At 66.5% G+C, this 19,265-nt stretch carries 20 protein-coding genes and 2 tRNA genes; 15 read left to right on the top strand and 7 right to left on the bottom strand.

Annotation, left to right across the window (positions count from 1 at the left end; genetic code table 11):
• The first annotated feature begins 55 nt into the window (after nt 1-55).
• The 3 genes from MF607_RS05405 (at nt 56) to MF607_RS05395 (ending at nt 1,000) form a co-directional block, all read left to right on the top strand.
• Nucleotides 56-448, top strand: coding sequence for a DUF805 domain-containing protein (locus tag MF607_RS05405; protein ID WP_242116556.1), 393 nt, complete (start codon nt 56-58; stop codon nt 446-448).
• A gap of 43 nt (nt 449-491) precedes the next feature.
• Nucleotides 492-576 (top strand) — tRNA-Leu (locus MF607_RS05400).
• Between the two features lie 58 nt (nt 577-634).
• Nucleotides 635-1,000 carry a PilZ domain-containing protein gene (locus tag MF607_RS05395; protein WP_242116555.1) on the top strand — a complete coding sequence of 122 codons (366 nt, stop codon included), beginning with the start codon at nt 635-637 and terminating at the stop codon, nt 998-1,000.
• 16 nt (nt 1,001-1,016) lie between these two features.
• Here the strand turns inward: MF607_RS05395 and MF607_RS05390 are convergent, their stop codons facing one another.
• The 4 genes from MF607_RS05390 to MF607_RS05375 form a co-directional block, all read right to left on the bottom strand.
• Nucleotides 1,017-2,492, bottom strand: coding sequence for a tryptophan halogenase family protein (locus tag MF607_RS05390; protein WP_242116554.1), 1,476 nt, complete (start codon nt 2,490-2,492; stop codon nt 1,017-1,019).
• Nucleotides 2,489-3,502: a cupin-like domain-containing protein gene (locus MF607_RS05385; protein WP_242116553.1), complete on the bottom strand. Its 1,014-nt coding sequence runs from the start codon at nt 3,500-3,502 to the stop codon at nt 2,489-2,491. The genes MF607_RS05390 and MF607_RS05385 overlap by 4 nt, the downstream gene beginning before the upstream one ends.
• Entirely contained in the window at nt 3,499-4,200 is a 702-nt protein-coding gene (locus MF607_RS05380; RefSeq protein WP_242116552.1) for a SapC family protein, read from the bottom strand. Before MF607_RS05380 ends, MF607_RS05385 begins: the two co-directional genes overlap by 4 nt.
• 101 nt (nt 4,201-4,301) lie before the next feature.
• A complete protein-coding gene (locus MF607_RS05375; protein WP_242116551.1) occupies nt 4,302-7,448 on the bottom strand; it encodes a TonB-dependent receptor in 3,147 nt (1,048 codons plus the stop codon).
• Between the two features lie 288 nt (nt 7,449-7,736).
• Here MF607_RS05375 and MF607_RS05370 point away from each other — a divergent pair, with 288 nt between their 5' ends.
• From MF607_RS05370 to MF607_RS05325, 10 genes are read left to right on the top strand one after another with little or no spacing between them, the layout of a single operon-like run.
• Nucleotides 7,737-9,200 carry a methyl-accepting chemotaxis protein gene (locus MF607_RS05370; RefSeq protein WP_242116550.1) on the top strand — a complete coding sequence of 488 codons (1,464 nt, stop codon included), beginning with the start codon at nt 7,737-7,739 and terminating at the stop codon, nt 9,198-9,200.
• Between the two features lie 48 nt (nt 9,201-9,248).
• Complete coding sequence (locus MF607_RS05365) at nt 9,249-9,512, top strand: STAS domain-containing protein (RefSeq protein WP_242116549.1); 264 nt, start codon at nt 9,249-9,251, stop codon at nt 9,510-9,512.
• A gap of 16 nt (nt 9,513-9,528) precedes the next feature.
• On the top strand, nt 9,529-11,736 hold the full coding sequence (locus MF607_RS05360) for a chemotaxis protein CheA (protein ID WP_242116548.1): 2,208 nt from the start codon (nt 9,529-9,531) through the stop codon (nt 11,734-11,736).
• Nucleotides 11,733-12,596 carry a CheR family methyltransferase gene (locus MF607_RS05355; RefSeq protein ID WP_242116547.1) on the top strand — a complete coding sequence of 288 codons (864 nt, stop codon included), beginning with the start codon at nt 11,733-11,735 and terminating at the stop codon, nt 12,594-12,596. The genes MF607_RS05360 and MF607_RS05355 overlap by 4 nt, the downstream gene beginning before the upstream one ends.
• Entirely contained in the window at nt 12,593-13,621 is a 1,029-nt protein-coding gene (locus tag MF607_RS05350; RefSeq protein ID WP_242116546.1) for a protein-glutamate methylesterase/protein-glutamine glutaminase, read from the top strand. The genes MF607_RS05355 and MF607_RS05350 overlap by 4 nt, the downstream gene beginning before the upstream one ends.
• A complete protein-coding gene (locus tag MF607_RS05345) occupies nt 13,618-14,166 on the top strand; it encodes a chemotaxis protein CheD (RefSeq protein ID WP_431311898.1) in 549 nt (182 codons plus the stop codon). Before MF607_RS05350 ends, MF607_RS05345 begins: the two co-directional genes overlap by 4 nt.
• Nucleotides 14,167-14,195: 29 nt before the next feature.
• Nucleotides 14,196-14,558 (top strand): response regulator, encoded by a 363-nt coding sequence (locus tag MF607_RS05340; RefSeq protein ID WP_242116544.1) that lies wholly within the window; start codon nt 14,196-14,198, stop codon nt 14,556-14,558.
• A gap of 26 nt (nt 14,559-14,584) precedes the next feature.
• Nucleotides 14,585-15,022 (top strand): chemotaxis protein CheW, encoded by a 438-nt coding sequence (locus MF607_RS05335; protein ID WP_242116543.1) that lies wholly within the window; start codon nt 14,585-14,587, stop codon nt 15,020-15,022.
• A 33-nt stretch (nt 15,023-15,055) separates the two neighbouring features.
• Nucleotides 15,056-16,057 carry a chemotaxis protein CheB gene (locus MF607_RS05330; protein ID WP_242116542.1) on the top strand — a complete coding sequence of 334 codons (1,002 nt, stop codon included), beginning with the start codon at nt 15,056-15,058 and terminating at the stop codon, nt 16,055-16,057.
• 5 nt (nt 16,058-16,062) lie between these two features.
• Complete coding sequence (locus tag MF607_RS05325) at nt 16,063-16,332, top strand: hypothetical protein (protein WP_242116541.1); 270 nt, start codon at nt 16,063-16,065, stop codon at nt 16,330-16,332.
• 17 nt (nt 16,333-16,349) lie between these two features.
• Here MF607_RS05325 and MF607_RS05320 read toward each other — a convergent pair whose 3' ends face one another.
• Together MF607_RS05320 and MF607_RS05315 are read right to left on the bottom strand one after the other, a co-directional pair.
• The gene (locus MF607_RS05320; protein WP_242116540.1) at nt 16,350-16,553 is read right to left on the bottom strand and encodes a hypothetical protein; all 204 of its coding nucleotides are present in this window, start codon (nt 16,551-16,553) and stop codon (nt 16,350-16,352) included.
• Between the two features lie 2 nt (nt 16,554-16,555).
• Nucleotides 16,556-16,711 (bottom strand): hypothetical protein, encoded by a 156-nt coding sequence (locus MF607_RS05315; RefSeq protein ID WP_242116539.1) that lies wholly within the window; start codon nt 16,709-16,711, stop codon nt 16,556-16,558.
• Between the two features lie 240 nt (nt 16,712-16,951).
• On the opposite strand from MF607_RS05315, the gene MF607_RS05310 reads away from it, so the two are divergent.
• Nucleotides 16,952-18,451, top strand: coding sequence for an ATP-binding protein (locus MF607_RS05310; protein WP_242116538.1), 1,500 nt, complete (start codon nt 16,952-16,954; stop codon nt 18,449-18,451).
• A complete protein-coding gene (locus MF607_RS05305) occupies nt 18,448-19,128 on the top strand; it encodes a response regulator transcription factor (RefSeq protein WP_242116537.1) in 681 nt (226 codons plus the stop codon). Before MF607_RS05310 ends, MF607_RS05305 begins: the two co-directional genes overlap by 4 nt.
• 20 nt (nt 19,129-19,148) lie before the next feature.
• On the opposite strand, the gene MF607_RS05300 is transcribed toward MF607_RS05305, so the two are convergent.
• Nucleotides 19,149-19,222 (bottom strand) — tRNA-Thr (locus tag MF607_RS05300).
• Nucleotides 19,223-19,265: the final 43 nt, after the last annotated feature.

Genomic DNA, 19,265 nt, shown 5'->3' with positions numbered 1-19,265 from the left:
TGCGTTGTGACAGCCGGGTTGCAACACATTGAGAACGACAAACAGGGGGATGGTGATGGAGTGGATGTTGCTGCCGTTGCGGCGGTATTTCGAGGTTCGCGGCCGGTCGCGCCGGATGGAATATTGGATGTTCACGTTGTTTTCGTTCGTCGTCGGCATCGCCACGTCGATCGTGGACGCGATCATCGGACTGGGATGGGATGGTAGCGGGCCGCTGAACCTGATCGCGTCGCTTGCGCTGCTCATTCCAGGGTTCACCGTCGCGTTTCGGCGGCTGCACGACACCGATCGATCGGCATGGTGGATGTTGCTGGTGTTCCTGCCCATCATCGGCTGGATCTGGTTGTTCGTCCTGTACGTCAGCGACGGAACGCCCGGACCGAACCGCTTCGGCCCTGATCCCAAGGATCCCTATGGTTCGGCCGATATCGATCAGGTCTTTTCCTGACGGTTGCAGGCGTGATCGCCTTGCGCTAACGGACCTGCTGCGTGCCCCTGTGGTGAAATTGGTAGACGCGTCCGACTCAAAATCGGATTCCGAAAGGAGTGCTGGTTCGAGCCCGGCCAGGGGCACCAATTTCACGGACGCTGGTTAACCCAGCGTTGACCGACGATCTGACAGGATGTCGTCGTCATGAACGAAGATGATGCCGCCACGCCCGCCGAACGATCGCGCCGGGATAGTGTGATCCTGAACGCTCGCGTCGAAACCAGCGATCAGGTCGTCGAATGTCGGGTCCGCAACCTGTCGGAAACGGGTGCCTGTATCGACAACCCGGCGGAACTGATGCCGGGTGATCGCGTGCTGATCACCATGGGGACCGTCCACCATGTCGAAGCGACCGTGCGCTGGGCCAAGGGCGGGCGGGCCGGACTGCATTTCGAGGGTGTGAAGATCGACATCGTCGCCGCCCGCCGCCCGCGCGGAACGGTATCGCCGGCGTCGCGCACCATGGCGGGATGGCTCGACAATATCCATAATCCCTATCGACGCGGCTGATTGTCGTACGACATCGTCATGCATCGCTGCGGCAATAGCTGTCGAGGAACTGCTGATGCGGCGGCAAGGTGGCGACGCGCGCTGCGATTCCGCCCTGCAGGTCACCCAGCACGGCGGCCAGTTGCCCCGGCGGCATCATTTTTGCCAGCGGATGGTGCGCCGCCGGCGCCAGCCGCTGGCCGAGCATCACCTGTAGCCATGATCCGACGCGGAACAGGTCGTCGGCCGACTGATAGGCATGGGCGCCTTCGGCAAACAGCGCGATACGCTCCGCCAGCGTATCGGGCGGCGTGATTTCGCGGCGTTCCCGCCAAAAGGGTTCGGGCCGCTGGTTCAGATGATAATGCAGCAGCACGAAGTCGCGTACCGCTTCGATCTCGCGGCGCGACTGGTCGTTGAAACGGGCGCGGGCGGCGTCGCCGGGATGGCCGAAGGGAAGCAGCTGGATCAGGCGGGTCAGCGCGATCATCACCAGATGAATGCTGGTCGATTCGAGCGGTTCGACGAAGCCGCTCGACAGGCTGAGCGCGACGCAATTGCGCTCCCATGTCGCCCGCCGTCGCCCGGTACGGAAGCGGATGAGGCGCGGCTCGGTCAGCGTCTGTCCGTCGACCGCCGCGAGCAACCGGTCGCGCGCGGCGTCGTCGCTCAGGTGGCGCGAACTGTAGACCAGTCCGTTGCCGACCCGGTGTTGCAGCGGAATCTGCCAGCGCCATCCGGCATCGTGCGCGATGGCGCGGGTATAGGGCGGGGCGGGGCCGGTAGCCGCGGTCTGCACCGCCAGCGCGCGGTCGGTCGGCAACCAATGGCTCCAATCCTCGAACCCCACGCCCAGCGCGTGTTCGATCAGCAGCGCGCGGAAACCGGTGCAGTCGAGGAACAGGTCGCCCGCGACCCTTCGTCCGTCATCGAGGACCAGTGCCGCGACGTCGCCGCTTTCGCCATCGCGCTCAACCCGGTCGATCCTGCCTTCGATACGGGTCAGCCCCTGCGCCTCGCTGCGGCGGCGCAGATAGGCGGCATAGCGGCCCGCATCGAAGTGATAGGCGTAGTTGAGCGGCGCGTCGGGACCGGTCGCGAAGCGCCCGGCCTCGGCTGCTTCGTGTTCGAGGCAATAGGCGCCGATCGGTGCCGCTGCCCCCTGTGCGCGTGCTTCCAGCCAGAAATGCTGGAAATCGCCCATCCAGGTCGATCGCCCGACCTCGCCGAACGAATGGAGATAGCGGTCGCCGTCGCGCGCCCAGTGTTCGAACGCGATGCCCAGTTTGAAGCTGGCACCGGTCGCGGCCATGAACTCGGCTTCGTCGAGGCCGAGCAGCGCATGGAACGAGCGGATCGTCGGGATCGTCGCTTCGCCGACGCCGACCGTGCCAATCTCTTCAGATTCGACCAGTGTCACCTCGACCAGCGACGATAGCTGCCGGGTGAGCAGCGCGGCGGCGAGCCAGCCGGCGGTGCCGCCGCCCGCGATCACGATCCGCATGGGGGTCATCGGTTCAGCCTCTGGAGCAAGCGCGCGCGTAACCGGCGGGCGGCTGTATCATCGAGCGGGGCGAGGTCGCCCTGAATGGCGGGCGGCAGATGCGCGCGGGCGTCGTCGCCACCGCTCCACACATAATGGTCGAACATCGCCGCCCAGGCCGCCCGCTCCGCCGCCGGGCGTTCACGAAGCGACAGCATTGCGTGGAGCAGCGTCGTCATCGGACTGTCGGCAAAGGCGGGGGCGTCGTTCCACCAGTAATTTATCATGGCGTTGAACGGCGACAACGCCTCGACATTATGCCACCACAGCGCCGGGTAGAACAGCACGTCGCCCGGTTCCAGTTCCGCCACCTGCGCATGGGCCAGCGCCTCGGCAAAGCGGGGGAAGCGGTCGAGATCGGGCGCGCGCAGATCGACCATGCTCATCACCTGTCCGCCGGGCGTGGGTTCGAGCGGGCCGGGATAGAGGTTCGCGACCTGATCGGGCGGGAACAGGGTGAAGCGCCGCCGCCCGACCATGCAGGCGGCAAGATTGTTCGACATGTCGTAATGGGTCGCGGCGGTGGTGCGGTTGCCGATCCAGATGCTGACCATCGGCGCGGGCGGGCCGGCGGGCCAGGGCAGGTCGTTCTCGCCGCGCAGGCCGGGGAGGTAGAGGTCGAGGTCGGTCGACCCGACATAGATGGCGGGGGCGGCGGGATCGTCCAGCCCGCCGACGATCCGGTCGAGACAGGCGAACAGGCCGGTGCGAGCCGCGTCAAAATTGAAGCCGCTGAAATCGTCGCGGTAAAAGAAGCGGCCGCCCATCGCCGCATCGCCGGTAAAGGCAACGACCGGTCGTCCGCCATCAAAGCGCTTGAGATAGGCGACGGCGCTGTCGACGCCGCCTTGTCCTGCTGCGACCAGCGGCCAGTCGGCGGCAAGGCCGCGAAGCACGACTGGCTCGTTCGCCGCGACCAATGCCGCCGGCGACCAGTCGACGCTCGCCGCGATCGACCGGACGGCGCGGGGCGTGGTCATGTGCCGTGCCGCCGCTGCCGCCGTTCGATCAGCCGGGGGATATTGTCGAGCGACGCCGACGCCATGAACGCCGCCCGCAATGCGCCGCTACGATGCAGCGTCGCCAGCGTCTCCGCATCCAGCGCATCGAGCCGGTCGTCGGCGATGACCAGTATGTCGGCGATGGCGCAGGTCTGCCCATCGCCCAGATCGACCTCGATCGTGGTCGGGCGCAACAATTCGGCGGCCTGCCATGCCGCGAACAGCGGGGCGTTGATCGCCTGCCCCTCGCGGATGACACCCAGCACCGCCTCGACATGGGCGAGATAGGGCGCCGTGCCGCCATGACGCAGATAGAGCGGCTCGCCCGAACCGTCGCGGCGAACCCGTGGATCGTCGAGATCGACGCGCACGCCGTCGCCCGACGGATCGGGAGCGAACGGCCCGCGCTGGCGGACGGCGGGAACATAGCTTGCCGACCAGACACCGTCGGAGCCGAGAAAGAGATTGTCGTCCGGGTCGAGGCCGAGCAGCGCGACGGCGTAGATGCCGCCGCGATCGTCGCGCCGGAACAGGATCGGATAGTCGCGCTGCGCCGCCTCGAACTCGTTGGGGAACAGCAGTACCTGATTCACCGCATCGCCATGGGCGGCGGCATGCTCCACCGCGACGGTCAGGTCGTGATGATCGACATTGTTGAGCGGCACGGGGTTGGGCATCGCGATCCTTTGGGCAGCAGGACGCCACGGTAGGAAGCGCCGGTCGCGATGGAAAGGGCCGTCCGGGATGCGGACGGCCCTTTCCAGTCACTTGACCGCGATCAGAAGCGGTAGCGGGCCCCCAGCAGGAAGCGCGGCTTCAGCTCCTGCGCGAACACCAGCGCGTTGCGGTCGCGGCCATATTGCACCAACGGCTCGCTGGTCAGGTTCACGCCCTCGATCGACAGCGCCATGCGATCGTTCAGGTCGTAGCTGATGTTGAAGTCGAGCGTCCCGAACGGGGCGACGAACAACGGGTTGCGGCTGTCGCCCTGATTGGTCGCGGCAAGGAACTTGTCGCGCCAGTTGTACGACACGCGCGCCGACAGCCCGCTCTTGTCATAGATGATCGACCCGTTGGCACTGTCGCCAAGCCCCGTCAGCGCGAAGACGTTGACGCTGGGGTCGGCGGCGATGTCGGCATTCACGTCGCCATAGACCTTGGTGTACGACGCCTGCACACCGAAGCCGGTATTGCCGAAGAAATGCTGCCCGGCCAGTTCGAAGCCATAGATATGGCCGTCGCGGTTGTTGACCGGCTGCGACACCGCGAAGTCGTACAGCGGATCGTCGCCATTGGCGAAGATGTCGACCGATTGCAGGATGCTGTTGACGTAATCCTGGTTCAGCGCGCCCGCCGCATTCCGGTTCGCCTGGAAATTAGCGTCGGCCTGTGCGGTATTGCCGCCATTCTGGCTGAGCAGCGCGGTATAGGTGAACAGGTTGACGTCGCTGAGGTCGGCGCCCAGTGCGCGCAGCCGGTCGGCCGCCGTGCCCGACCGCGTGCCCGCCGCACCCGACGACGGATCGCGCAGGTCGAACAGGCTGCGATTGAAGACGCCGGTCCCGATGAAGTTGCGCACCCGCTTGTCGAAGAAGCCGAGCGAGACATAGCTCGACGGCTTGTAATACCATTCCACCGACACGTCGAAGTTATCGGAAACCAGCGGCAGCAGCCCGGCATTGCCCGACGTACCCGTCGGACGGCCGCCCAGCGCGACCGGCCGGGTCGGGGGACCCGCCGTGGTCGATGCGAACAGGTTGCCATAATCGGCACGGGCGAGCGTACGGCTGGCCGAGGCGCGGGCGATGAAGTTGTCGAACACCTCGATATTGAAATCGACCGCCGGCAACAGGTTGGTATAGCTGCCGCGCTGCGTAACGGTCGACGATGTGGCCGAGATCACCGACGAGAAGTCGTTGTCGGCGTCCCATTTGATCGCCGAGGGCACCGCCTGCAGCGCGGTCGAGCGCACCTTGGTCTCTTCATAGCGGGTGCCGAAGACGAGGTTCGCGGTGCGGCCGGCAATCTCGCCCTTCCACGTGATCTGGCCGTACACGCCCCAGATCTTTTCGCCGACGGTGTCGAAATCGTTGGCGGTCGTGTTGATCGCATTGGCAGCGTAGAAGTTGGAGAACAGGTCGTTCAGCACCACCGCATTGCCGCGGAATGCGGTGCGGCGCGTGTCGGCCGGGCTGAACGTGTCGAACTTGCAGTCGAGGCAGAAGGTCTTGACGACATTCGACGCCAGCCGCTGGACGATGCCCGGATCGGTGATGCCCCAGTCGCCGAGCTGCTGCTGCGTCTGCACGCGGGCGCTGGTCATCTGCGCGTCGGTATAGGTACCGCCGAAGTCGAACCGGCTGCCACCGCCCAGATCCCAGCCGAGATCGGCGCGACCGCCATTGATCCGCTGCCGCTGGGTCGCGGTGTTGGTGCGCGAAATTTGCGTACCGAGATCGCCCAGATCGAGGACGCCGTTGCCGTTGCCGTTGATCGTATCGTTGATCGTCTGCGTGACGCGGGGGAAGCCGCTGCTGTAATCGATCGCCTGGCTGTCGATGACCGGCGCACCGAGCGAAACCAGCGTGACCGACGTGCCGTTGGCGGCGTCCGGCGTCGACTTCGACACGGCATGATAGCCATCGAGGTTCAGCGTCAGATTGTCGGTCATCTCCCACTTGCCGTTCAGGCCGTAGGATTGCAGCTGCGTCTTGGTCGCGCGGAACTGCTGTTCGAAGCCCTGATCCTTCACGCCGTTGATCGATTCCGAGATGAAATCGGGCGTCGCGATCACGTCGTTGCCGTTGAAGCGGATCTCGCCGAACGGGCGGTTGAACCAGTTGGTCTGCTCGCTGCGCTGCTCCTCCAGCCGGTTCTGCGCGAACAGCGCATCGGCGGTGAAGGTCAGGCGTTCGGTAGGGGCGAGTTGCAGCACCGCCTGCCCGTTGATGCGCTCACGCTTGTTTTCGGAGAACTGATAGCGGCTGTCGTTGGGGATCAGCGTGAATTCGGTCGTCGGCCGGTTCCCGATCTGCGTCTGGCCGTTGACATAGGGGCCGGCGGGATTGAGCACATCGGCGGTTGGGACCACGGTGAAATAATTGGGGGCGCTTTGTGCCGAGGTGCTGTCGCGGCGCTGATAGCTGCCGAATACCGACAGGCCGATGCTGCGCCCGTCGTTGCGCCAGCTGAGCAGCCCCGACACTTCGGGCAGGACGCGGGCGCCTTCGCCGGCCATGGTGCTGACGTCGTGCAGCGCCTTCACGCCGAACGATCCGGTGACGCCGGTCTCGCGGGCGTCCAGCGGCTTGCGGGTGACGACGTTGATCGCCGCGCCGATGCCACCCGACGGGATGGCGGCGCGGCCGGTTTTGTAGACCTCCAGCGCCGATACGCCCTCGGAGGCGAGATTCTGGAAGTCGAACGAACGCCCGGTGCCGCGCGCGAAATCGCCCGCGCCGCTGGTGTCGACGTTCGAGGCGGGAAGCTGGCGGCCGTTCAGGGTGACGAGGTTGAACCCGCCCGAAAAGCCGCGGACCGAAACCTGCGACCCTTCGCCATTGACGCGGTTGATCGACACGCCGGTGATGCGCTGAAGCGACTCGGCGAGGTTGGTGTCGGGAAACTTGCCGATATCCTCGGCCGAGATGGCATCGACGACGCCCGCCGAATTGCGCTTGATGTCGATCGCCCGGTTCAGCGACGCGCGGATGCCGGTGACGACGATTTCGCCGCCATCTTCCTGCACCGGGTCCTGCCCGGTCGGCTGGGCGACGCTGCCCTGCGTTCCGTCGGTCGCGCCCGGCTGGGCATTGGTGGCGGTGTCGGCGGTCTGCGCGGTGGCGACGCCCGGTGCTGCGAACAAGGCGGCGAGCGCAATCGTCGACGATGTGCGCGCGAGCGTGTGAAGAAGGTGACCCTTCATGCGAAATCTCCCCTAGCTGGTTCTGACGGTTCGATCCGTCCATCATTCTTACCGGACGATCCGGCTTTGGTACCGCTACCATCATGTCTAGCGTTGTCAATATGATAACATTGTAATTGGCGTTGACTAAGATATTATCTTTTATCCATTTTATTTTTGCGGACCCGTGTGACGAGCCGGAAACGGCGGATTTCCGCCGTTAACCGTAAATTATTGCGTCCGCTCTAGAACCCCTGATTCGATACGACAGCGTCGTCTTGCGCAGTCGTATCGGGGAGCAGGTTGACGATGAAGTGGTTCAGCAAGGACGCGCCGATCCGGGCCAAATTCATGGTTATGGGAATTGTGTACGTTGCGCTCACATGCGTCCCGTTCGCTACGACCGTGCTGGTGGTCAACGGGACGTTCGGCGAGATGGCGGCGTTGGGCATCACCGGCGCGACGGTCGCCGTCGCCATATTGCTGGCCATGCTGTTCCGTAAGATCGTCTGCGATCCCTATGTCGGAACCGTCGAGCGGATGGAGGGAATCGCCCAGGGCGACTTCACCACGCCGATCGGCTTTGCCGATCATCGCGACTGCGTCGGCCGCATGGCGCATGCGATGGAAGTGTTCCGCGAAAACGGCCGCGTCGTGAAGGAAGCCGCCGCCGCGCAGCAACAGGTCGTCGGTTCGCTCGGCCAGGGGCTGTCGCGCCTTGCGGCCAGCGACGTCACCTATCGCATCGAACAGAGTTTCCCGGCGGATTACGAACGGCTGCGCATCGACTTCAACGCAGCGATGGATGCGGTGTCCGAAGTGCTGTCGGCCGTGCGCGACGCGACCAGCGGCATCAACAACGGCGCCAACGACATTCGCCAGGCGTCGGACGACCTGTCGCAGCGCACCGAGCAGCAGGCAGCGAGCCTCGAGGAAACCGCCGCGGCGATGGACCAGATTACCAGCACGGTGAAGGAAACCGCCACCGGCGCCAGCCGCGCCAACATGGTGGTCATCGAGACTCGCGACGAAGCCGAACAGTCGGGCGACGTCGTCCGTCGCGCGGTCGAAGCGATGAACGGCATCGAACGCGCCTCCGCCGAGATCGGCGACATCATCAGCGTCATCGACGGCATCGCGTTCCAGACGAACCTGCTGGCGCTGAACGCCGGGGTCGAGGCGGCCCGTGCAGGAGATGCGGGCAAGGGCTTCGCCGTCGTCGCCAGCGAGGTCCGCGCGCTCGCCCAACGCTCGGCCGATGCGGCCAAGGACGTGAAGGCCAAGATCACCGCCTCGTCCGAACAGGTCGCGATGGGCGTCGAATTGGTCAGCGAAACCGGCAAGGCACTGCAACGCATCATCACCCGCATCGGCGAGATCAGCACGCTGGTCGGTACCATCGCCACCTCCGCCGATCAGCAGGCGACGGGTCTGCAACAGGTCAACACCGCGGTCAGCGAGATGGACGGCGTGACGCAGCAGAATGCCGCGATGGTCGAGCAGGCGACCGCCGCCGCCCGCAGCCTGGCCGAAGAGGCGCAGGAACTGGCGCGACAGGTGGCCCGCTTCACCATCGGGTCGGGCTTCCATGGCCATGGCAATAGCGGCCACATCTCGCAAATGCCGACCGCCGTGCATCGGCTGCAGGCCCGCGCCGCACAGGTCGGTCGCGAGATCGCGCGCTCGTCGCGCAAGAAGATGGCGGCCGGTGGCGGCAGTGCCGCGCCGATGGCGGCGCCCGCCGTCGACGAGGACGACTGGTCCGAATTCTGATCCGCGCGTCCTGCGCGACCCCAACGTTCCTTCCGATTGGACCCGATCATGCCCATCGCCCTAGCTGCCGTCCTCGACACCGCCGCCGCCGGCCCGTTGCGCCAGACGCTGCGCACCGCCATCGACGGGGGGCAGCCGATCCACCTCGACGCATCGGGCGTCGAGCGTATCGGCCAGGCCTGCCTGCAAGTCCTCGCCGCCGGGGAAGCTGCGGCGGAGGCCGCGGATATCGACTTCACCATCGTCGGCGCGAGCCCGGCCTTCGCCGACATGGCGACGCTGGCGGCCCTCGACACCCTTCTCGCCGCCTGATCCGGAGCGACCCGTCATGGACCTCGACGCAATTCAGCAGATCTTCTTTCAGGAGTGCGAGGAAGGCCTTGCCGCGATGGAAGGCAATTTCGCGGCGCTGCGCGACGGCGACCGCGATTCGGAAACGATCAACGCCGTCTTCCGCTGCGTCCATTCGATCAAGGGCGGGGCGGGTGCGTTCGGCCATGAACGCCTGCAGGCCTATACCCATCAATATGAGACGCTGCTCGACCTGATCCGCAACGGCACGCTCGAACTGACGCCGGCGCTGCTCGACGTCGTGGTCGGCGCGTTCGACATGCTGGCGGACCATGTTGCCGCCGCCCGCGATGGCGGCGAGCCCCCCGCCGATGCGGCGATGCTCGACCGGCTGGTCGCCGCTGCCGGTGGTGGCGGCGATCACGGTGCCGCCGCTGCACCGGCAGCACCTGCCGCAGACGAGCCGGTCGCGATCTCCGACGATTTCGACGATCTGATGTCATTGCTGGGCGATGTCGCGCCGTCCGAAGAGGGCGCCGATGCCGCCGATGGCTGGCGGCTGCGCTATCAGCCGGGGGCCAATGCCTTCGACCATGGCGCCGAACCGTTGCTGCTGCTGCGCGAACTGACGCTGCTTGGCGGCAAGGTCACGCAATGCGACCGCAGCGCCCTGCCGGGTCTCGACGCGCTCGATCCCGAAACCGGCTATCTGGCGTGGGACGTGGCATTGCCCGCGAGCGTCGCCGAGGACGATATCCGCGCGGTCTTCGAATTTTCGGACAGCAGCGCGATCACCCTGACCAAGGGCGATGCGTCGCCGGTCATGGACGACGTCGATTCGCTGTTCGACCTGCTCGATTCGGTGGCCGAACCTTTGGTGGCAGAAGGGGTCGTCGACGAACCGGTCGCGCCGCCACCACCACCACCGCCGCCTCCGCCTCCGCCGCCGCCACCTCCGCCGCCTCCGCCACCTCCGCCCGCTGCGGCAGTGCCGGTCCCGGCGGCCCCGGTCGACGATGCCAAGGCCGCGCCGCGTGCGCCGGCGGTGGCCACCCCCCCGGCCGCGCAGACGATCCGCGTCGACCTCGACAAGCTCGACAGGCTGGTCAACCTGGTCGGCGAACTGGTCATCACCCAGGCGATGCTCGCGCAGCGCCTTGCCGAAAACGCGATGGGCGGCATTTCCGAGCTGAGCGATCTCGAACATCTGACGCGCGAGTTGCAGGAATCGACGATGGCGATCCGCGCGCAGCCGATGAAAACGGTGTTCAGCCGGGTGCCGCGCATCGTCCGCGAGCTGGAGGGCGAAACCGGCAAGCGCGTCCGCCTCGAGGTCGATGGCGAGATGACCGAGGTCGACAAGACCGTGGTCGAGCGGATCGGCGAGCCGCTGACCCATCTGATCCGCAACGCGGTCGACCATGGCCTCGAGATGCCCGACGTCCGCGTCGCGGCGGGCAAGCCGGCCGAGGGCGTCGTCCGCCTGTCGGCCGCGCACCAGTCGGGCCGCATCGTCATCACCGTCGCCGATGACGGGCAGGGGATCAACCGCGCCCGGGTGAAGGCCAAGGCGATCGAGAAGGGCATCATCCTGCCCGACGCCGCGCTGACCGACGAAGAGATCGACAATCTGATCTTCGCGCCCGGTTTCTCGACCGCGGCGGCGATCACCAACGTCTCCGGACGCGGCGTCGGCATGGACGTGGTGCGCAAGAACATCCAGGCGCTGGGCGGCCGCATCGGCATCCAGTCGCGCGAAGGCTTCGGATCGAGCTTCTCGCTCAGCCTGCCGCTGACGCTGGCGGTGCTCGACGGGATGATCGTGACGGTCGGCGAGCAGACCTTCGTCATTCCGCTCGGCCATATCGTCGAAAGCCTGCGCCCGACCGACCTGTCGCTCAACCGGCTCGGCCCGGACGGGCAGTTGCTCGACGTGCGCGGCGCCTATGTGCCGGTGCTGCGCATCGCCGACCACCTCGGCATCGCCAATGCCCAGCGCAACGCGACCGATGCGGTGCTGATCGTGGTCGAGGGCGACCATGGCCAGGCGGCGCTGGTGGTCGATTCGATCCAGGACCAGCGGCAGGTCGTCGTGAAGAGCCTCGAGGCCAATTACCAGGCGATCGACGGCGTTGCCGGTGCGACCATCCTCGGCGACGGTCGCGTCGCGCTGATCGTCGATGTCGATACGCTGACCACCCGTGGTCGCTTCAGCAATCGTGCGCCGGCGGCGATCGCCGCATGAGCGCCGCCGCCGCCCTCGACAATGGCCGGGCACGGGAGTTCGACTTCCAGCCCGCCGACCACCACGCGATCGCCGCGCTGGTGTATGAAGAGGTCGGCATCCTGCTGCCCGAGGGCAAGGCGCAGCTGATCTATGGCCGGATCGCACCGCGCGTCCGCGCCTGCGGCCTGTCGAGCTTTTCGGAATATGTCGGGTTCATCGGTCGCGATGCCAGCGAACGGGGTCGTGCGGTCGATGCGCTGACCACCAACCACACCAGCTTCTTTCGCGAAAACCATCATTTCGAGGATTTCGTCGATCGTATCTGGCCGGGGCTGGTCGACCGGCTGAACAAGGGCGGCCGGGTCCGCCTGTGGTCGGCGGCGTGTTCGAGCGGCGAAGAACCCTATTCGTGGCTGATGGCGGCGTTCGGCGCCGACCGCAGCCTCGCGCAGCGGCTGCTCAAGGCCGATCTGCGGATGCTCGCGACCGACGTGTCGCCCAGCGTGCTCGATAAGGCGCGCGCCGGGCGATATTCGAAGGAAACGATGCGGACCGTGCCGGCGTCCTTGCGCTCGGCATGGACGCGGGGGGAGGGCGACGACCTGATCGTCGACCCGATTTTGCGCGACGCGATCGCGTTCCGGCCGCTCAACCTGCTCGGCGACTGGCCGATCAAGGGGCGGTTCGACACGATCTTCTGTCGCAACGTCATGATCTATTTCGACGAACCGACCAAGGAAAGGCTCCTTGGCCGGCTTGCCGACCGACTGGAGGTGGGGGGGATGCTGTACATCGGTCATTCGGAGCGGTTGCTCGGCGCGGTAACGGGGAAATTCCGCCCGATCGGTCGCACCGCATATCAGAAGGTGGCGGCATGACCGTCCGCGCGCTGGTCGTCGACGACTCCTATTCGATGCAGGCGATCATCCGCCGCAAGCTGCAGGCCGATCCGGGGATCGAGGTCGTCGGCACCGCCGCCAGCGCCGACGAGGCGCGCGCGCAGATCAAGGCGCTCGACCCCGACGTCGTCACGCTCGACATTGAGATGCCGGGAATGAGCGGCCTCGACTTTCTCGAACGGCTGATGCGGCTGCGTCCGACGCCGGTCGTGATGCTCTCGACGCTGACCGCGCAAGGGGCCGAGGCAAGCCTGACCGCGCTGGAGCGCGGCGCGTTCGACTGTTTCGACAAGAACCGGTTGATGGCGCATAACGACCATAGCGGGTTCGACCTCGCCGATCTGGTCCGCGCCGCGTCGCAGACCCGGCCCGCCGCGCGCGTCGCGCCCGCTGCGCCGGTCGTCCACGAACGGGCGAGCTATACGCCGCGGCCCGGATCGATGATCGCGATCGGCGCGTCGACCGGCGGCGTCGAGGCGCTGATCGAACTGCTATCGGCCTTTCCCGCCAATTGCCCGCCGACGATGATCGTGCAGCATATGCCGGCGACCTTCACGCCCAGCTTCGCCGCGCGGCTGAACCGCCTGTGCGCGCCGAGCGTCGAGGAAGCGCGTCCCGGTGCGGTGCTGGGCGTCGGCAAGATCTACCTCGCCCCCGGCGGCGAGCGGCACATGGAACTGGCCGGTGTCGGCGATCGCCGCCATTGCCGCCTGCTGGAGGGGGACAAGGTCAACGGCCATCGTCCGTCGGTCGACCGGCTGTTCCATTCGGTCGCGAAGCTGGCGGGGCGCGATGCCACCGCCGCAATCCTGACCGGCATGGGCAATGACGGGGCGGAGGGGATGAAGGCGATGCGCGCCGCCGGCGCGATGACCTTCGGCCAGGACAAGGCGACCAGCGTCGTCTACGGCATGCCCGCCATCGCGTGGCAGATCGGCGGCGTCGCCGAACAACTGCCGCTGCGGCGGATCGCGGGTCGGCTGCTCGCGGAATGTGCGCTGTGAACGCATTGCAGGCCCGCGACGGTCTGCGCCGGATCACGGTCGCGCAGGGCGAGACGCAGGTCAGCCGCGAGCCCGATGTCGTGCTCACCACGGTGCTGGGCAGCTGCGTCGCGGCCTGCTTCTACGATCCGGTCGCGCAGATCGGCGGGATCAACCATTATCTGCTTGCCGACGGGACCGCATCGGACCCGGCATCGATGCAACGCTACGGCGTTTACGCGATGGAAGTACTCATCAACGCAATGTTGACCATGGGTGCCGCAAGATCGCGTTTGCGCGCACGAATCTTCGGCGGTGCAACGATGCGGGAAGGATTTCGTGATATCGGGGGTGCCAACATCGCCTTTGCCCGCACCTTCCTGCGTAACGAGCGGATCGCGCTGGTCGGCGAGGATGTCGGGGGGACGCAGGCGCGCCGGGTCGAGTTTCGCGCGGCGGTCGGGCTGGCGCGGTGCCGGTCGGTGGTCGATGCGGCCCCGCCGGTGATCGTGGTCCGCAAGCCGCCACCGCCACCCGCCGCCGTCGGCGACGTGGAATTTTTTTGATGACTGATTTCGTACCGAGGGAGCCTACCGTGGCAAAGACGATCATGACCGTCGATGATTCGCCCAGCATGCGGATGTTGCTGCGGGTCGCGCTGACCGATCTTGGATATAGCGTCGTCGAGGCGGAGGACGGTGTCCACGCGCTCGAAAAGCTCGACGGCTTTCAACCCGACCTGCTCATCACCGACATCAACATGCCGCGCATGGACGGGTTCGGCCTGATCAGCGAAGTGCGCGGGCAGGGGCGACGCAACCTGCCGATCCTGGTGCTGACGACCGAAAGTTCGGACGAGAAGAAACAGCGCGCCCGCGATGCCGGCGCGACCGGCTGGATCGTCAAGCCGTTCCATCCCGAAAAGCTCGCGGCCGCCATCCGCCGCGTGCTGCACTGACCCGTTTCGTACCCGAGGATTAGACCATGTCCCGCCAACTCATCACTTTCCAACTGGGCGACCAGATCCTTGGCGTCGACATCATGGCGATCCGCGAGATCCGCGCCTGGTCGCCGGCGACGCCGCTGCCCAACGTGCCGCCCTATGTCCGTGGCGTCGTCAATCTGCGCGGCGTGGTGCTGCCGGTATTCGACCTGCGCCACCGGCTGAACTGGGGCCAGACCGATCCGTCGGCGCGCCACGTCATCATCGTCGTGCGCATCGGCGAACAGTTGCAGGGCATCATCGTCGATGCGGTGAACGACATCGTGTCGATCCACCCGGACGCGATGCAGCCGGTTCCCGACATGGGCGACACCGAATCGTCGCGCTTCCTCGAAGGTCTGGCGACGATCGACAATCGCATGATCCTGGTGCTGGCGCTCGACCGTCTGGTCGACCAGCCGATGGCCGAAGCCGCCTGACGTACCGCGTAAACTTTTTGGGACAATCACATCATGGCTGCTAGCACGAAGGTACTCGTCGTCGACGACTCGTTGACCATGCGGGCGCTCATCTCCGGAGCGCTGGAGCGGATTCCGGGTGTGGAAGTCGTCGGTCTCGCCGATGGTGCCGAAGAGGCGCGATCGATGGTCGCATCGCTCAAGCCGCACGTCATCACGCTCGACGTCGAGATGCCGGGCATGAGCGGCATCGAATATCTGGCCGAGATCATGGAATCGAAGCCGATGCCGGTCATCATGTTTTCGACCCGCACCACCGACGGCGCGGGCGAGACGATCGAGGCGCTGCGCCTCGGCGCGATCGACTGCCTGCCGAAGCCGCGCGTCGCGGCGCCGGCCGAACTCGATGCGATCATCGCGAAGCTCGGCAAACGCATCAAGTCGGCGCGCAACGCCCCGACCAAGGCGAAGGCCCCGGCCGCCAAGGCGGCGGCGCCGATCAACTGGAACGGTCGCCTGATCGTGCTGGGCGGCGACGCGTCGAGCACCGCGTCGATGTTCGACATGTTCGGTGCCTTCCCCGCCAACTGCCCGCCGACGATCGTCGTCCAGCATCTCGGCCCGGGACTGGTCGAGGGCATGGTCGAAAAGCTCGGGTCGCAGGTCGCACCGAAGGTCGTCGTCGCCACGGACGGCATGGCGATCAAGCAGGGCACGATCTATTTCGCGCCGCAGGGCGATCACCACGTCGTCGTCGACGCATGGCCTTCGGGCAAGCTGCGACTGCTGGCACGCGATCCGGTCGCGGGCGAGCGGCCGTCGATCTCGCTGCTGTTCGCCGCCGCTGCCAAGGCGGCCGGCGCCAATGCGGTCGGCGTGCTGATGATCGACGGCAGCGAAGACGGCGGCGGCGGGCTGAAGGCGATGCTGGGCGCGGGCAGCTACGCCTTTTCCCCCGCGGAGAATGGCGGCCACACGCTGGCGCGCGGCATGGTCGCGCAGCCGGTCGCATCCGACGCGCTGACCGCCAGCGTCCTGAAACTGTGTTCGAAATGAACGCGGTGTCGACCTTTCCGCAGCGGATCCCGATGGGCGACGCACTGGCCGACGAGCTGGTGCGCGCCTCGCGGATGCTGGGCGATCTCGCCTTCGACCTCGGCAGCGACGAGGCGACGTTGCGCCGCCATCTGACCGGACTGCAGTCGATCGATCACGTCACGCAGATCCTGTTGAACCTCGCCACCGTGCTGCGCGGCGGCGATGGGCAGGATAGGCTGTCCGAGGTGACGCTGGAGGATATGCTGGAACGGCTGCGCCGCCACGCCGGCTGACCGACGCGGCGGGCGAATTAAGCCGGATAGCGCAGTGCCAGCGGCAGGAAGCACAGCGCGGTGCCGATCGCGACCCACATCAGGCCGGGCAGGTTGCGCGTCGCGTGGTTCCCGCCGACCTGGGCGAACGCCTCGTCCGATACCCAGATCAGTTTCAGGAAACCGATCGTCATCACGATATTCCCGATCGGGATCGCGACGAAGGCAGCGATGTCGACCATGGTCAGTGCGGGTAGTTGCTGACCGCGACCAGCGCGGCCTTCAGCCGGTCGCGTTCGTCGCGATAGGTGCGCGCGGCACGTTCGACCTGATTGAACCGGCGATCGGCGTCCAGCAACGCGTCATTCAGACGCTGACGACGGATAAACGGCCACTGCATACATCCTCTCCTGCGCGACTTCGGTGTGGGGGCGGTGGGAGGCGCCGGGCGGAATCGACATTCCGCACGGTTCGGCATCGCAACGCCCGTAACAGGCGCTAGGCCGAAGCGACGTTAAGGCGTTACTATAGCTTTCTTATGTATGGACGTCGCACGCCGCCCGGCTACGCACCGCCCGGGGGCACGCGGGCCATGCCGCGGCGCGCTCGTGAAAGTGGACCTGCCGTTATGTCGTCGCATATGATCACGCCCGATCTGGCCTCGCGCGGGTTCAAGCTGTCGCTGACGCGGCAGGGGCTCGCCTCGACCGCGACCGTGATCCTCGTCCTCGCTCTGGTCGGCAATCTGGTCGCGACCCATTATGACGAGGTGACCGCCGCGCTGGTGTTCATGCTGGGCGTGACCGTCGCCGGCGCGGTCGGCGGCCTGTCGAGCGCGCTGATCGCGGCGGCGGCGGCGTTCCTGATCTTCAACTTCTTCATCACCCAGCCGGCCTTCTCGTTCCGGCTCGGGACCGAACGCGATCTGGCACCGCTGTTCATCTTCAACCTGTGCGCGATCGTGACCGGCATCCTTGCCGGGCGGCTGCGCGATCGGTCGGAACTGGCGAAGCTCGGTAATGCCCGGCTGACCAACCTGTTGCGGCTCAGCCGGGCGCTGCAATCGGCGGGACGGGTCACCGACATCACCGCGGCGCTCGCCAGCATCGCCGAACCCATTTTGAACGCCCGCCTGACACTGTTCCGCCTGCGCCCGGGCGGTGTCGAATGGCTCGGCCCCGCCGATACCGCGCGCGACGTTGGGGCGCTGCTCACCACGCTGCTCGCCAGCGACGACGGGATGCTGGTCGACCGTCCGCTGGTGGCGATCCGGCTGGACGGCAGCGAGGGTACGATCGGCGTCCTGCTGCTGGAGGAGACCGGCGCCGGCCCGATGGACCTGTATCTGCTCCGGACCTTTGGCGGCAGCGTGTCGGTCGCCTTCGAACGCGCGATCCTGTCCGAACAGAATGCCGAACGTCGCGCGCTTCTCAAGGCCGAGGAGTTGAAGACCGCGCTGCTCAATTCGGTCAGCCACGATTTCCGCACGCCGCTGACCGCGATCAGCGCATCGGCGTCGAGCCTGCGCATCTATCGCGACAAGCTGGACGTCGAAACGTTCGATCAGTTTTTGCGCCAGATCGTCGACGATTGCGAACGGCTCAACCGCTACACGTCGAACCTGCTGGAGATGAGCAAGCTGGAGGTGGGCGATGATCCGGCGTCGTTGCAGACGCTGGGCGTCGCCGACATGATCGGCGTCGCGATCCAGCGGGTACGGCCGCGCGCTGGCAGTCGCCATTTCGAGACCGCCGGGATGGACGCGCGCATCGCCGTGTCGGCCAACCCGGCGCTGTTCGAACTGGTGCTCATCAACGTGCTCGACAATGCGATCCTCTACGGTCCCGATGGCACGCGTATCGTGCTGAGCGCCGAGGATCTGGGCGACCGCTGCCGGATCGGCATCGCCGACGAGGGTTGCGGTATTCCGGAGGACGACCTAGTCCGCGTCTTCGAACGCTTCTACCGGGTCCGCCGCAGCGAGGCTTCGCCGCGCGGCAGCGGCCTGGGACTGGCGATCGCCAGGGGCTTTGTCGAGGCGCTGGGCGGATCGATCGAGGCACAGACGCCGGGCGTCGGCAACGGAGGCACGAAGATCGTTATCGAACTGCCGATCGCCGGGGCCGTGCCGGCGTCATGACCAACATTCTGATCGTCGACGACGAACCCTCGCTGATCGCGGTGCTGGAGCCGAGTCTTCGCGCGGCGGGCTATGTTGTGGCGACGGCCTGCGACGGGGAGTCCGCCGTCGCGGCGGTCCGGCGGATCGATCCCGACCTGATCCTGCTCGACCTCGGCCTGCCCGACATGGACGGGAAGACGGTGATCGGCGCGGTGCGCGCGATCAGCGCCGCGTCGGTCATCGTCGTATCGGCGCGCCATCAGGAAAGCGAAAAGATCGCGGCGCTCGACGAAGGGGCCGACGATTACGTCAACAAGCCGTTCGAGATCGGCGAGCTGACCGCGCGCATCCGTGCGGCGGTGCGCCGGCGGGCCAGCGTCCGGGTCAAGCCGCGCACCTATCGCAGCGGCCCGCTGCTGATCGATTTCGACGCGCGCTCGGTCCGGATCGAGGAGGAACCGATCCGCCTGTCGCGCAAGGAATTCGACCTTTTGCAAGCGCTGGCGATCAGCGCCGGACAGGTCGTCACCCACAAGCGGCTGCTGGAGGTGGGCTGGGGATCGGCATCGGCCGACAGCCAGTATCTGCGCGTCTATATCGGCTATCTGCGCCAGAAGCTGGAAGAGGACTCGACCGACCCACGGCTGATCCTGACCGAGCCGGGCGTCGGTTACCGGCTGGCACCGCCGGGTTGAGCGCAGCGGGCGGCGAGCGGTGGTGCCCCGTGCAGGAATCGAACCCGCGTCTCTTCGTTACAAAGGAAGCCGTTTACCATTAACGTAACGGGGCACGCCGCCGCATCCTCTACCAAGCGCGATCGGGCAACACAACG

The sequence above is a fragment of the Sphingomonas lacusdianchii genome (assembly GCF_022664395.1).
GTDB lineage: Bacteria > Pseudomonadota > Alphaproteobacteria > Sphingomonadales > Sphingomonadaceae > Sphingomonas > Sphingomonas lacusdianchii.
This window is presented reverse-complemented; position numbering and strand designations above follow the sequence as displayed.

Excerpts from the sequence above, each read along its gene's own strand:
- MF607_RS05405 (WP_242116556.1), top strand. The coding sequence starts at position 56 with ATGGAGTGGATGTTGCTGCCGTTGCGGCGGTATTTCGAGGTTCGCGGC.
- MF607_RS05395 (WP_242116555.1), top strand. The coding sequence starts at position 635 with ATGAACGAAGATGATGCCGCCACGCCCGCCGAACGATCGCGCCGGGAT.
- MF607_RS05390 (WP_242116554.1), bottom strand. The coding sequence starts at position 2,492 with ATGACCCCCATGCGGATCGTGATCGCGGGCGGCGGCACCGCCGGCTGG.
- MF607_RS05385 (WP_242116553.1), bottom strand. The coding sequence starts at position 3,502 with ATGACCACGCCCCGCGCCGTCCGGTCGATCGCGGCGAGCGTCGACTGG.
- MF607_RS05380 (WP_242116552.1), bottom strand. The coding sequence starts at position 4,200 with ATGCCCAACCCCGTGCCGCTCAACAATGTCGATCATCACGACCTGACC.
- MF607_RS05375 (WP_242116551.1), bottom strand. The coding sequence starts at position 7,448 with ATGAAGGGTCACCTTCTTCACACGCTCGCGCGCACATCGTCGACGATT.
- MF607_RS05370 (WP_242116550.1), top strand. The coding sequence starts at position 7,737 with ATGAAGTGGTTCAGCAAGGACGCGCCGATCCGGGCCAAATTCATGGTT.
- MF607_RS05365 (WP_242116549.1), top strand. The coding sequence starts at position 9,249 with ATGCCCATCGCCCTAGCTGCCGTCCTCGACACCGCCGCCGCCGGCCCG.
- MF607_RS05360 (WP_242116548.1), top strand. The coding sequence starts at position 9,529 with ATGGACCTCGACGCAATTCAGCAGATCTTCTTTCAGGAGTGCGAGGAA.
- MF607_RS05355 (WP_242116547.1), top strand. The coding sequence starts at position 11,733 with ATGAGCGCCGCCGCCGCCCTCGACAATGGCCGGGCACGGGAGTTCGAC.
- MF607_RS05350 (WP_242116546.1), top strand. The coding sequence starts at position 12,593 with ATGACCGTCCGCGCGCTGGTCGTCGACGACTCCTATTCGATGCAGGCG.
- MF607_RS05335 (WP_242116543.1), top strand. The coding sequence starts at position 14,585 with ATGTCCCGCCAACTCATCACTTTCCAACTGGGCGACCAGATCCTTGGC.
- MF607_RS05330 (WP_242116542.1), top strand. The coding sequence starts at position 15,056 with ATGGCTGCTAGCACGAAGGTACTCGTCGTCGACGACTCGTTGACCATG.
- MF607_RS05320 (WP_242116540.1), bottom strand. The coding sequence starts at position 16,553 with ATGGTCGACATCGCTGCCTTCGTCGCGATCCCGATCGGGAATATCGTG.
- MF607_RS05315 (WP_242116539.1), bottom strand. The coding sequence starts at position 16,711 with ATGCAGTGGCCGTTTATCCGTCGTCAGCGTCTGAATGACGCGTTGCTG.
- MF607_RS05310 (WP_242116538.1), top strand. The coding sequence starts at position 16,952 with ATGATCACGCCCGATCTGGCCTCGCGCGGGTTCAAGCTGTCGCTGACG.
- MF607_RS05305 (WP_242116537.1), top strand. The coding sequence starts at position 18,448 with ATGACCAACATTCTGATCGTCGACGACGAACCCTCGCTGATCGCGGTG.